Origin of the sequence: Formosa algae (assembly GCF_001439665.1) — a bacterium.
Lineage (GTDB): Bacteria > Bacteroidota > Bacteroidia > Flavobacteriales > Flavobacteriaceae > Formosa > Formosa algae.
The window spans coordinates 56,777-70,019 of the sequence record NZ_LMAK01000056.1; the positions used below are offsets into that span (position 1 = coordinate 56,777).

Here is a 13,243-nt window from a genome sequence, read left to right on the forward strand (position 1 = left end):
AATATTATGGAAGCAATAACACAAAAACACGTAGGCGCATTTGTTGCAGAAGACTTTAGAACAGCAGCAGTTTTTACAAAATATGGAATCGATTTTTGCTGTAGAGGGAACAGATCGTTAGAAGATGTTTGTGAGAAAAACGGCATTGTAACAAGTGAATTGGTAAATAGTTTAGAACATGTTTTAAACACTAAAACCGATCAATCTATAGATTACAAATCTTGGCCTTTGGATTTATTAATTGATTATATCGAGAAAAAACACCACCGTTATGTGGAAGAAAAGTCGCCTATTATCAAACAATTTCTAGATAAACTTTGCAAAGTTCATGGGGAAAGACATCCGGAGTTATTTGAAATTAATGACTTATTTACGGCATCTGCAGGCGAATTGGCACAACATTTAAAGAAAGAAGAACTTGTATTATTTCCTTTCGTTAAAAAACTTTTAAAAGCAAAAGCAGCTAATTCTCCCTTAGAAGCACCTGGTTTTGGAACAGTTAAAAATCCGATTGCCATGATGATGCAAGAACACGATAATGAAGGTGTACGTTTTAGACAAATTGCATCCATCTCCGACAATTACACACCACCTGCAGATGCTTGTAACACTTACAAAGTTACCTTTGCGATGCTAGAGGAATTTGAACAAGATTTACACCTTCACATTCACTTAGAAAATAATATTTTATTTCCGGCCGCAGAGGTTTTAGAAAGCCAGTTCTGTTTATAACCGTTTTTAATGTCTTAAATTCCGGATGTATAAATAATGTATATCCGGAATTTTTAGTTTAAAATCATCATGAAACTTAAACCTCTTTTTCTTGTCTGTCTTTTTAATTTTTTAATTGCTGCGGCAATGGGACTCGCAATGCGTTTTATTTTTATTTATCCCATAGCATTTAATTATCGGTTTTTAACACATGCTCATTCGCATACCGCCATGTTAGGTTGGGTATACTTAATGTTATTCACACTTATTACACACTCTTTTGTTCCGAATCCGAAGCCTATTTTTACCAAATTATTTTGGATAACAGAAGCCGCTGTTTTAGGGATGTTAATCAGTTTTCCGTTTCAAGGTTATGCAGCTGTATCAATAACATTTTCAACCTTACACATTTTTTGCAGCTATTATTTCGTGTATTTAATTTTTAAACATGCTGATATTGAAAACAATCTAACACGAAGACTTTTGAAAACAGCTCTAGTTTTTATGCTAATTTCTACGCTTGGAGTTTGGTGTCTCGGACCTGCCGTTGGAATTTTAGGACAAGCTTCAGCCTTTTATCAAATCGCCATTCAATTCTTTTTACACTTTCAATTTAATGGTTGGTTTTTAATTGGCCTTCTGGCTTTATTATTTAACCCATTTCAAATTAAAGACAATCAGAGCTCTAAACGTTTTTACATCCTGTTGGTTATGGCAACCATTAGCACACTCGCATTACCCGTAAGTTGGTTCGCCCCTCACCCCTTCCTAAATATTATAAATGGTATAGGAGTAATATGCCAATTGGGAGCGTTATACTATTTTGTAGACTTAGTAAAAGTAAAATTTTCAGCATCAACTTATCAACAGTCTAAACTTTTAAAATATTTATATCTATTTGCTTTAGGATCGTTTGCCTTCAAAATAGCCTTACAAAGCAGTTCTTTTATTCCTGCTGTAGCATTAATGGCTAAACAACAACATAATTTTGTAATAGGATTTATTCATTTAACCATGCTAGGTGTAGTCTCTGGTTTTCTGTTTGCCTTTTTAATACAGACCAAAATCACGTTCCATTATAACTATTTTATTTGGGGTGTTTACAGTTTTATATTTGGGTTTTTAGGCACAGAAAGCATCATGTTTTTACAAGGTCTATTATTTACTTTAGAGTGGGGTTTAATGCCAAAATATTACCTTTTATTATTTATATTCAGTACGCTTTTAGTATTAGGTATACTCCTTATAATTATTGGTATCTTACATTCAAACACACACTACAATGACAATACTCAAACCATTAAAACGACATAAAGCTTTACAACCCTTAAGCCGAGAGCATCATCAGGGGTTATTATTATCTTGGAAAATAAGAACCGGATTTAAGAAAAAGATTCTACCTGAACGCATGAAAGTCTATGCCTATTGGTTTTACAAAACGCATTTAGCAGCTCATTTTTCTATGGAAGAAACCCATATCTTTCCGCTTTTAGGAGCAGGTCATACACTATGCCAACAGGCTATTTTAAAACATAAACGTTTAGTAAGCTTATTTGCTAATCAATCTAATTCAGATAAAAATTTAACTGAAATTGCTGATACTTTAGAGCAACACATTCGTTTTGAAGAACGCACTTTATTTCCAGAAATTCAAAAGGTGGCTACTGAAGCACAAATGAAACAGATTGAAAACATCCATGACGAAACAGATTTTCAAGACAATATCTCTGATGAATTCTGGAAATAATTTACGCAATAGGTACAACTACATTTCACTTACAGCTTTTTCTATATTTTGAATAGTAGCATCAGAATTTACGCCTAATCCTTCTTGTTGAAACACCAATTCTCCAGCATCGTTAAACACACTAATAATATTAGAGTGAGAAAAATCCATAGGAGAAATTTCTTTATATTTTACGGCTAAAACTGCTGCAAATTCTCTTGTGTTTTCTTCTGTAGATCTTAAAAATGTCCAAGGCTCTTGGTCCATAAAGTTCTCTTGAGCGAACACTTTTAATCGTTCTGGCGTATCTGTTTCTGGGTCTATGCTCACAAAAATCATCTTCACTTTACCTGAAGTCGATTCAGGCAATCGCTTTTCTATATTACGCATATCGGCAACCAATCTTGGGCATGCAGCTTTGCAGGTGGTATAAATCATGACCATTACTAATACATCGCCTTTTAAATCTTTTAGCTGAATATCCTTACCGTTCTGATTGGTCCAAGTAGATGGCAAATTATAAATAGACATATCTGAAATCGTTTCAGACTCATTAGACGTTTCAGTCGCCTCAGCAACTGCTGTATTGTTTTGTTTACAGGACACTAGTCCTAAAACTAAAATCGCAACTATTATTATATATGTTTTCATTATTTTTATTTTTAAATTATTCAACAGGCACATCTTGCACACATCTAAATCCTAAGTTTTTAATACTGTATCGCGCCGTAATACTACCACGAAAAGCATACCGCATAAATGCAGCATAATTCATTAAATCGGTTACGCCTACAGCAGCACTGCCACAAAATAAACTAGAATCTTTATCGACATCTTTTCGAGATTCTCCAGTAATTAATATGGAATTAAAATCTGAAGTCCACTCCCAAACCAAATCATGTAAATCTTTAACACCCCAAAAATTTTCTGGGTTACGTCCAACTTCATAGGTACTCGTTTTTGGTGCTTCGTACCAGGATAGTATCTTCTCGTTATACGTTTTCTTTACCCGTGCATCTGCAAGCTCTTCATCTGCCATTGCTACATATTCCCATTCATCTACAGTTGGTAATCGCTTACCTTGACATTCACAATATTTACTTGCTGCAAACCACGACACGTATGTTATCGGACTTTTGAGATGTTCTGTATCTTCTAAAAGTGTGTCATTTTTCCAATTTCTTAAATACATTTGATCTGCGAACAATCCTTTCACTTTAGACCTTTGCCATTCCGGATACTGTTTTACAAAATCTACGTATTGCCGATTTGTAACAGGTAATTTGTCCATAAGAAAATCGTCTACCTCAACCATGCTAGAATCTCGACCATACAGCGGAATATAACTTCCGCCACGGATGTGCACCATATTTGTAGTTACTTGCCCAAACGCAGTAAGCTGTAATAAAAATGCCATGCATAACAGTATATATGTTTTTTTAAGCATCGTTATTATTATTTCTGATTTCTAACTTTTTCAACCATTGCTGTAGTGATAACTTTTTTAGAATTCCCCCAGCTGTTATACACGTAGGTTAATACATTTGCAACTTCACTAGGCGATAAACTTTGTCTAGTCATTACACTATTGTATGTTTCTCCATTCACGGTTATTTCTCCTGTTAAACCATTAAGCACAACACCTATCGCACGATCCACATCGGCATTTAAGTAATCTGAATTTGCCAAAGGAGGAAATGCACTTGGTATACCTTGACCTTCACTTTGGTGACACGCGAAACAGGTTTGCATATAAGCTTGCTTTCCACGTTCTAGTTGTTCTTCTAAAGATTGTAATGGTGCTTCTTGAACAACATTATCTCCTTCGGGCATGGTTTGAATACCTCCTCCTTCTGGCAAATAAATGTCGTCTCTCAACTCGCCCGAATATATTTTTTTATTCTCTTCACCTTCAACTTTAAGCATTCCTAAAGCCCCTTTATTAAAGGCTCTAAAAATAGAGTGATCTACCATAATAAATGTGCCTGGAACTTCCACTTTAAATTCAACAATGGCAGCACCTCCAGCAGGTATTAAGGTGGTTTGTACATTTGTATTAATAAGATCACCTCCTTCTACATGAACTTTATCAAATATTTCTCCAATAACATGAAATGAAGACACTAAGTTTGGTCCGCCATTCCCTAAAAATAACCGTACAGTTTCTCCAACATTAGCCGTAATAGCATTATCGCCTGTAAGTGCACCTACTTTTCCGTTAAACACTACATAATCTGCTTTTTCGTCAATGGCTTTTTGCATATCGAAAGCTTGTAAACCACGTTCACCATGTGCTCCTTTGGTATAAAAATCGCCTTGCATAAGGTAGTATTCTTTGTCTACTAAAGGAAGTCCGCCTTCTGGTTCTACTAAAATAAGTCCGTACATACCATTTGCGATATGCATTCCTACAGGCGCAGTTGCACAATGGTATACGTACAAACCTGGATTTAATACTTTAAAAGAAAACACTTTTTCGTGACCAGGCGCAACAAAAGAAGATTCTGCACCTCCACCAGGACCGTTTACAGCGTGTAAATCGATATTATGTGGTAATTTGTTATCTGGGTGATTTTTTAAATGAAACTCGACTTCGTCACCAACTCGGGTTCTTATAAAACTGCCTGGCACCGAACCTCCAAAAGTCCAATACACATAACTCACGCCATTAGTCATTTCCCCTTCTTCTTCGAGGATTTCCATATCTACTATAAGTTTTTTGGCTTTTCGTCTTCCTACTGGAGTTGGCACATGTGGCGGAGCAGTTAATTCTGCTATCATTTCTCGACTCACTGGAATGTCTTCAGCATCCTTGGGTTCCGACTTTTCTTTGTTGGAACACGCAGTTAGAGTTATAAACGCTAAGGCTAAAAGTGCTAATTTATAATTAAAGTATAGTCTTAAAAAGTTTGGTTGAGTTTTCATACAATTAAGGTGTTAATTTGCGTTTGTTTTAATTCGGATAAATTTATCCGCTTTATGAATCAAAAATATACATAGTAATTGTTTTTAAACATGATAATTATCAGGTTGCTAGTAAAAATGCATGTATCCTAAAAAAATGAATTATTTTTCACTTTTGCACTTATAAGTAATTTACAGCTAACACCTTATACACGCTGTGTTTTTAGACACATAGAAGATTCTGTTTGTTAAACTAAAACAATAATAAATTTTAAAACTGATAGATGTCATTTCTGAGGTCTAAGCCATTACCTACCTTTAAAAACCCTAACAAACAACTAGCTATCAAATAAATACTAGAGTAATTAACTAACTGAATAAAAAAATTAGTTGAATTTAAGATATAGCAGTCTTAATTCCGCTAATTAAAATTCAAACAATACAAAATAATATGTTTTCAAAAGCTTGTGAATACGGCATTAGAGCGACAGTGTTTATTGCTGTAAATTCTTTGAAAAATCAACGCGTAAGTCCGAAAGAAATCGCCAAAGAAATTAATTCTCCTGAAGCTTTTACGGCAAAAATTCTTCAAAAACTGGCCAAAAATCATGTCGTAAACTCTATAAAAGGGGCTCATGGTGGGTTTGAAATAGATACGGTGAATATGAAAAACATCACATTATCTGATATTATCAAGGCCATTGATGGCGATCATATTTACGAAGATTGCGGCACTGGATTAAGTGAATGTAGCGATAGTAATCCTTGCCCTATGCATGCTAGATTTAAAAATGTACGACGAGATTTGAAATTTTTTCTAGAAACTACAAACCTAGAAGACATGGCTTTAGACATTACATTGGGAGAAAGCATACTAAAACGTTAAAAATATACATCACATAAGAATAAACAACCTGTATAAATTCGTAAAAAAACACCTAACAGCTACAATAAAACCCTTTTAAACTCTGCATTATGGTTATAAAAAGTGCACTTTCGGTTATTTAAAAAGATTAAACACATTAAAAAAGAAAAGGCACTTAACATTTGTTAACAAGTTACATTTTTAAAACTCATAAATAGTTGTATTTTTACACCTAATAAAACCAAACTATTAATGGGTAAGATCATTGCAATTGCAAATCAAAAAGGAGGCGTAGGAAAAACTACGACTTCTGTTAATTTAGCAGCCTCTTTAGGGGTGCTTGAAAAGAAAGTATTGCTGATTGATGCCGATCCTCAAGCCAATGCCACTTCTGGATTAGGCATAGATGTTGAAACTGTAGAAATTGGAACCTACCAATTATTGGAACACACCAATACAGCTCGAGAAGCTATTTTACAAACAGATACACCTAACCTAGACATTATTGCTTCTCACATCGACTTAGTTGCTATTGAAATTGAACTTGTAGATAAGGATGATAGAGAGTATATGATGCGACGCGCATTACTGGATATTAAAAACGATTACGATTTTATTATCATAGATTGTGCACCCTCTTTAGGTCTTCTAACTCTTAATGCATTAACTGCTGCAGATGCAGTAATTATTCCTATTCAATGCGAGTATTTTGCATTAGAAGGATTAGGAAAATTGTTAAACACCGTTAAAAGTGTTCAAAAAATACACAATCCAGAATTAGATATTGAAGGGTTATTATTAACCATGTACGATTCGCGTTTAAGATTATCTAACCAAGTGGTAGAAGAAGTGCAAAAGCATTTTAACGATATGGTATTTAAAACCATTATACAGCGAAATGTACGTTTAAGTGAAGCGCCTAGTTTTGGCGAAAGCATTATTAATTTTGATGCGAGTAGTAAAGGTGCCATCAACTATTTAAGTTTGGCAAAAGAAGTAATAACTAAAAACTCCTAAATAAGAATATGGCGAAGGCAGTAAAGAAACAAGCATTAGGAAGAGGATTATCTGCGTTATTAAAAGATCCGAGTAACGATATTAACTCGGTTCAAGATAAAAATGCTGATAAAGTTATAGGAAATATTGTAGAGTTAGAATTAAGTACTATTGAAATGAACCCGTTTCAGCCACGTACTAATTTTAATGAAGAGTCACTGCGCGAACTTGCTTCATCTATTAAAGAATTAGGTGTGATTCAGCCTATAACGGTTAGAAAATTAAATTTCAACACTTATCAGCTTGTATCAGGAGAACGTCGATTTAGAGCTTCAGAACATTTAGGGTTAAAAACTATACCTGCTTATATTCGTATTGCAAACGATCAGGAATCTTTAGAGATGGCTTTGGTTGAAAACATTCAGCGCCAAGATTTAGATCCTATAGAAATTGCATTGTCATACCAGCGTTTAATCGATGAGATTAATTTAACGCAAGAACAAATGAGTGATCGTGTGGGTAAAAAACGATCGACTATTGCGAATTACCTACGTCTATTAAAATTAGATCCTATCATTCAAACAGGAATGCGTGACGGATTTATTTCTATGGGTCACGGTCGCGCCATAATTAATATTGAAGACCAAAGCGTACAAATAGATATTTACACGCGTATCTTAAAACAAAAATTATCGGTTAGAGATACCGAAACTTTAGTTAGAAATTATAACGAAAGTAAATCTTTAGACACCACTAAAGAAGCTAAAAAAGAAGAAGAAACGCCTAAGTTTGTTACAAAAAGCATCGAAGATTTTTCTGATTATTTCGGACATAAAATCGATATCAAAGTCGCTAAAAACGGAAAAGGAAAAATAACGATTCCGTTTCATTCCGAAGAAGATTTTAATCGTATAAAAAAACTTGTACAGAGTGCAAAGTAAATTTTTTATAACTACTACCCTACTTTCATTTTTATTCTGCTTAAATAGCCTAGCGCAAAATGATGGTAAAGCAAAATCTGTAACTTCCAAAAAAACTGCAGACACACTTGTTGTGGACGGTAATAAAATTCTGGTTACCGAAGAAGTTAAGGAGGTAACCACTAGTGATTCTTTGGCTTTGGCCACTCCAGAAAAAGAATCGCGATTAACAGATCCTTTAGCACCTGCTCGTGCTGCATTTTATTCTGCCATACTGCCCGGTTTAGGACAAGCCTATAATAGGAAGTATTGGAAAATTCCAATAGTGTACGCAGCCATAGGAACCGGAATCTATTTTTATATAGATAATAACAACGCCTACAACGATTATCGCGATGCCTACAAACGTAGATTAGCGGGTTTTACAGACGATGAATATTACGGTAGAATATCTGACGATGGCTTAATTAACGCCCAAGAGCAATTGCGCGAAAATAAAGAACTATCTTTACTAATAACCATTGGTTTATATGTATTAAATATTGTAGATGCCAATGTAGATGCGCATTTATTACAATTTAATATTGACGATAATTTATCACTATCCCCACATTTTAATTACAACGAGGTAGAACGATCTACAAATCTAGGATTCTCCTTTAACTTTAAATTTTAAAACATGAAAATTGCATTACTTGGATATGGAAAAATGGGTAAAACCATAGAACAAATAGCTCTTAAACGTGGCCATGACATAGTAATTAAAGCGAGTATTGAACATCCAGAATACGATATTAAAGAAGCAGATATAGCCATAGATTTTAGCATGCCAAGTGCTGCTGTAGGTAATATTTCTAATTGTTTTAACAACGGTGTTCCTGTTATTTCTGGAACGACAGGTTGGTTAGAAGATTATGATAAAATGACGGCCTTATGTCAAGAAAAAAATGGAGGTTTTATTTACGCTTCAAATTTTAGTTTGGGTGTAAACATCTTTTTCGAGTTGAATAAAACACTGGCGAAAATGATGAGTAATCTGGACCAGTATAATATCGCTATGGAAGAAATTCATCATACTCAAAAATTAGATGAACCTAGCGGAACAGCAATTTCATTAGCCAACGATATTATTTCAGAACATAAAACATACAGTAACTGGGCTTTAAATACTCCAGAAGCGACAACAATTCCTATTGTTGCAAAACGTATTCCAGAAGTCCCAGGAACTCACGTTGTAACTTACGAAAGTAGTGTAGATACTATTACTATAGAACATAAAGCACATAACCGCGAAGGTTTTGCCTTGGGTGCTGTAATAGCCGCGGAATGGTTGGTGGGAAAAACAGGCGTGTTTAGCATGAAAGATGTGTTAAATATTGGTTAATATTTAAAATTTCTGTTACATTAAACACAGGTTCTATACTTATTCAAATATTACGATTAATTGTTGTCTTTAAGGCAATTAACAATACAAGCAGATTATGACTTTAACTCAGTGGTTTATTTTTATTATAATTATCCAAGTCGTTCACGGATTGGGAACTTGGAAACTATACGTAAAAGCAGGAAGACAAGCATGGGAATCTTTTATTCCTGTATATAACGCTGTTGTTTTAATGAAAATAATAAACAGACCATGGTGGTGGACGATCTTATTATTTTTACCAATCGTTAACCTGATTATGTTTCCTGTAATTTGGGTAGAAACGGCCAGAAGTTTTGGAAAAAACAGTACCGTAGATACTCTTTTAGCGATTGTTACATTAGGCTTTTACAATTATTATTTAAACTATGTTGCAACAGATTTAGCGTATATTGAAGACAGAAGCTTAGAACCTAAAACAAGTGCTGGCGATTGGATTAGCTCTATTTTATTTGCCGTAGTTGCTGCAACTATAGTACATACTTATATTATTCAGCCATTTACCATTCCAACATCATCTTTAGAAAAAACATTACTTATCGGAGATTTCTTATTTGTAAGTAAGTTAAATTATGGGCCACGTTTACCACAAACAACTTTGGCTTTACCCATGGTTCATGATTCTATTCCAAAGACCAAATTAAAATCTTATATCGCAGACGATAATTTAGAAACTAAAGATCAGTCTTTAAAAAATAAATCTCTTTTACCTTATTTAAGATTACCAGGTTTTCAAGATATTAAACGCAACGATATTGTAGTGTTTAACTGGCCGGTAGATACCGTTACAGACTTTTTTAATACTCCAGACCGTAACCATTGGAAACCTGTCGATAAAAAATCTAATTACGTAAAACGTTGTGTTGGACTTCCTGGAGATTCTCTAGAAGTAAGAGATGGGTTTGTTTATATTAACGGAAAACAAAATCAGTTACCAGATCGTGCTAAACTGCAGTTTAGTTATTTAGTTCAGCCTAAAACACATCAATTTAATGCTAAGGAATTAGCAGATCGTTACGGCATTACAGATCGTTTTGGAATTATAAACGACAAAAACACTTATATGTTTATGTCTATTACTGATGAAGCTGTTGCACAATTTAAGAATCATCCAAACGTTGAAAGCATTACACCTATTAAAGAAGAAAAAGGTGTTAGAGATTCTAGAATATTCCCTCAGAATCCGAACTACAACTGGAATAACGATTTCTTCGGACCATTATATATTCCTGAAGCAGGAAAAACGATTGCTTTAAATGTAGATGTATTACCGCTTTACAAACGTGTTATTACAGAATACGAAGGCAACACCTTGCAAGTTAAAGGTAACCAAATATACGTAAATGGTACCGCAACCGATAGCTACACTTTTAAACAAGATTACTATTGGATGATGGGAGATAACAGACATAACTCGCAGGATGCAAGAGCTTGGGGATTTGTACCTTTTGACCACGTTGTTGGGAAACCAGTCTTTATTTGGATGAGCTGGGATCAATACGGTAAACCGCGTTGGGATCGTTTCTTTACAACTGTTGGAGGTAGCGGAAAACCGGTCTCATACTTAATTCCATCGCTTATTATCATTGCAGGATTATTTGGTTTTAACACCTATAGAAAACGTAAAAAAGCAAATGCTTAAATTGGTTTATGAGTTTAAATAGCCTTTTACATCCTACCTATTTTCCAAATATTGCACATATGGCTGCTATTGCACAGTCTGATGTAGTAACATTTGAAATGGATGATAATTTCGCGAAACAAACCTATAGAACACGTACTTATATTTATGCGGCTAACGGGAGATTGTTACTTAATATTCCTGTTATTTATACGCAAAAAAATCGTCAGAAATATCGTGATGTAAGAATTTCGAATACAGAAAACTGGCAAAGCTTGCATTGGAAGTCGTTACTTTCAGCATATAAAACATCCCCTTTTTTTGAATATTATGAAGACGATTTGCGTCCGTTATTTGAAACCAAAACCGAATACATTTTAGATTTTAATTTAAGATGTTTTGAAGTCATTTGCGATTGTTTACAATTAGAAAAAACAATTGAAAAGACAGAAGAATTTAAGCATGACGTTAGTACTGCTTCAGACTTGAGATTTTTAGTAAATCCAAAATCTGATGTCTCATTTCAAAACGAAAAATACACCCAAGTATTTGATGATAAACATGGGTTTATTAATAATTTAAGCATTTTAGACTTACTTTTTAATGAAGGTCCGAATGCCTTAGATTATTTAGAACAGCAACATCTATCGCTGTAATGCTACAACTTGTTATACATTATGGCATTCACTTTTTAGGACCATTAGCTATTGCGCTTTGGTTTTATAAACCACAATGGAAACACGCCTACCTTATCATGATTTGCGGTATGCTTATAGATGTAGATCATCTTTTAGCAACACCTATTTTTAGCCCAGGACGTTGTAGTATTAATTTTCATCCGTTGCATTCCTATTGGGCTATTGCCTTATATATCTTACTGCTAGCACCTAAAAAAACACGACTTATTGGTTTAGGCTTGGTTATTCATATAATCGCAGACATTGTAGATTGCAGCCTAATGTAATGACAGAGTGGTCATGATAGGGTAATGATCTGAGTGCACTTCATTATTAAAAGTTTTAAAACTCTTTATATTAAAATCAGCATCGTCTGCAAAAATAAAATCTATTCGCACTGGAAAAAACTTAAAATTGAACGTTTTCCCAAAACCGTTTCCGGCTTCTTTAAAAGTATCATCTAAATCGCCACGTATCTTTCTGTACACATAAGAATAAGCCGTATTGTTTAAATCGCCTGTAATAATCATCTTATACTTACATGTATTTTTATGCGCTAAAAACAGCTCTGTTTGCTCTTGTTGCATAGCAAAAGAATGCCCAATACTTTTTAATAAGCGTTGCGAGTCTTGTTTTCTTAATTCTTCTACTTCTGTATTTATACGTAAGGACTGTAAGTGAATATTGTACACGCGAATGGTATCTTCATCCTTAACCACATCTGCAAAAATGGCATTGTTTGGAGTATTTGGAAATTTTACAGAGCCTGTATTTACAATAGGAAATTGAGAAAAAATGGCTTGTCCGAATTGGTTCTTCTCTCCTGCTAATTGAATGTAATTATATTTATATGAAGAAAAATCTATACTTTTATTATTTGGGTGATATTCTTGAAGACTTAAAATATCAGGTTGTTCTTTTTTTATAAATCTAGAAATATCTAATCCTGTATCTGCATCTGGAATCCAATTATAAATATTAAATAATCGGACATTATAACTCATTACAGACAATTCATCTGCACTTTTACTTTCTGTAGTACCAGAAAACTTAAACAAGGTTCCCATATAAAAATATCCGAAAACTAATACTAAAAGCGACAATATCATTTGGCGTTTTAATTTTAGTAACCAATACAGTGCAAACAATACATTTACAATAATTAAAACAGGAACAGTAAGACTTAAAACCGATAAAAAAGCAAAATGTTTGGGCGGGAAGTACGGTAAAATATAAGACAGCAATAGTAGAGTAGCCAAAACCGAATTGATGAAAAAGATAAATTTATCAATACCATTTAACTTACCCATATTTATTTCCCTGCTTTAAATAAAAACGCCTTCTCTTCCTTAGTCAGACTATCATAACCACTCTTACTAATTTTATCAAGAATAACATCT

Annotated in this window: 16 protein-coding genes; 11 read left to right on the top strand and 5 right to left on the bottom strand. The window is 34.0% G+C overall.

All coding sequences use genetic code 11. The features are described from left to right. The first annotated feature begins 6 nt into the window (after positions 1 to 6). The 3 genes from ric to AST99_RS12790 all read left to right on the top strand — a co-directional run bounded on the left by ric (position 7) and on the right by AST99_RS12790 (position 2,458). Complete coding sequence (gene ric, locus AST99_RS12780) at positions 7 to 732, top strand: iron-sulfur cluster repair di-iron protein (protein ID WP_057782226.1); 726 nt, start codon at positions 7 to 9, stop codon at positions 730 to 732. Positions 733 to 801: 69 nt separating this feature from the next. Next, the gene (locus AST99_RS12785; RefSeq protein ID WP_057782227.1) at positions 802 to 2,025 is read left to right on the top strand and encodes a hypothetical protein; all 1,224 of its coding nucleotides are present in this window, start codon (positions 802 to 804) and stop codon (positions 2,023 to 2,025) included. Beyond that, positions 1,994 to 2,458 (top strand): hemerythrin domain-containing protein, encoded by a 465-nt coding sequence (locus AST99_RS12790; protein WP_057782228.1) that lies wholly within the window; start codon positions 1,994 to 1,996, stop codon positions 2,456 to 2,458. The genes AST99_RS12785 and AST99_RS12790 overlap by 32 nt, the downstream gene beginning before the upstream one ends. Before the next feature lie 18 nt (positions 2,459 to 2,476). Here AST99_RS12790 and AST99_RS12795 read toward each other — a convergent pair whose 3' ends face one another. Genes AST99_RS12795 through nirK form a run of 3 tightly spaced genes read right to left on the bottom strand, consistent with a single transcriptional unit; the run spans position 2,477 to position 5,362 of the window. After that, positions 2,477 to 3,088, bottom strand: a complete 612-nt coding sequence (locus tag AST99_RS12795; RefSeq protein ID WP_198151518.1) for an SCO family protein — start codon at positions 3,086 to 3,088, stop codon at positions 2,477 to 2,479. Between the two features lie 16 nt (positions 3,089 to 3,104). Then, positions 3,105 to 3,854: a formylglycine-generating enzyme family protein gene (locus tag AST99_RS12800; RefSeq protein WP_232301620.1), complete on the bottom strand. Its 750-nt coding sequence runs from the start codon at positions 3,852 to 3,854 to the stop codon at positions 3,105 to 3,107. Between the two features lie 38 nt (positions 3,855 to 3,892). Further along, entirely contained in the window at positions 3,893 to 5,362 is a 1,470-nt protein-coding gene (gene nirK, locus AST99_RS12805; RefSeq protein WP_057782230.1) for a copper-containing nitrite reductase, read from the bottom strand. Between the two features lie 430 nt (positions 5,363 to 5,792). On the opposite strand from nirK, the gene AST99_RS12810 reads away from it, so the two are divergent. From AST99_RS12810 to AST99_RS12845, 8 genes are all read left to right on the top strand, one after another. After that, entirely contained in the window at positions 5,793 to 6,227 is a 435-nt protein-coding gene (locus AST99_RS12810) for an RrF2 family transcriptional regulator (protein ID WP_057782231.1), read from the top strand. Positions 6,228 to 6,458: 231 nt separating this feature from the next. Next, positions 6,459 to 7,223, top strand: coding sequence for a ParA family protein (locus tag AST99_RS12815; protein WP_057782232.1), 765 nt, complete (start codon positions 6,459 to 6,461; stop codon positions 7,221 to 7,223). Positions 7,224 to 7,231: 8 nt separating this feature from the next. Beyond that, positions 7,232 to 8,143 carry a ParB/RepB/Spo0J family partition protein gene (locus AST99_RS12820; RefSeq protein WP_057782233.1) on the top strand — a complete coding sequence of 304 codons (912 nt, stop codon included), beginning with the start codon at positions 7,232 to 7,234 and terminating at the stop codon, positions 8,141 to 8,143. Next, the gene (locus tag AST99_RS12825; RefSeq protein WP_057782234.1) at positions 8,133 to 8,798 is read left to right on the top strand and encodes a DUF5683 domain-containing protein; all 666 of its coding nucleotides are present in this window, start codon (positions 8,133 to 8,135) and stop codon (positions 8,796 to 8,798) included. The genes AST99_RS12820 and AST99_RS12825 overlap by 11 nt, the downstream gene beginning before the upstream one ends. A gap of 3 nt (positions 8,799 to 8,801) precedes the next feature. Further along, entirely contained in the window at positions 8,802 to 9,506 is a 705-nt protein-coding gene (dapB, locus tag AST99_RS12830) for a 4-hydroxy-tetrahydrodipicolinate reductase (RefSeq protein WP_057782235.1), read from the top strand. 97 nt (positions 9,507 to 9,603) lie between these two features. Beyond that, entirely contained in the window at positions 9,604 to 11,187 is a 1,584-nt protein-coding gene (gene lepB / locus AST99_RS12835) for a signal peptidase I (RefSeq protein ID WP_057782236.1), read from the top strand. 8 nt (positions 11,188 to 11,195) lie between these two features. After that, positions 11,196 to 11,822, top strand: coding sequence for a WbqC family protein (locus AST99_RS12840; protein ID WP_057782237.1), 627 nt, complete (start codon positions 11,196 to 11,198; stop codon positions 11,820 to 11,822). Then, positions 11,822 to 12,130, top strand: coding sequence for a DUF6122 family protein (locus AST99_RS12845; protein ID WP_057782238.1), 309 nt, complete (start codon positions 11,822 to 11,824; stop codon positions 12,128 to 12,130). Before AST99_RS12840 ends, AST99_RS12845 begins: the two co-directional genes overlap by 1 nt. Here the strand turns inward: AST99_RS12845 and AST99_RS12850 are convergent. Together AST99_RS12850 and AST99_RS18995 are read right to left on the bottom strand one after the other, a co-directional pair. Next, positions 12,122 to 13,153 (bottom strand): endonuclease/exonuclease/phosphatase family protein, encoded by a 1,032-nt coding sequence (locus tag AST99_RS12850; protein ID WP_057782239.1) that lies wholly within the window; start codon positions 13,151 to 13,153, stop codon positions 12,122 to 12,124. The two genes, AST99_RS12845 and AST99_RS12850, sit on opposite strands and share 9 nt — an antisense overlap. A 2-nt stretch (positions 13,154 to 13,155) precedes the next feature. Further along, positions 13,156 to 13,243 (bottom strand): DUF6576 domain-containing protein (locus AST99_RS18995; RefSeq protein ID WP_338044121.1); only part of this gene is annotated, 88 nt, incomplete at its 5' end.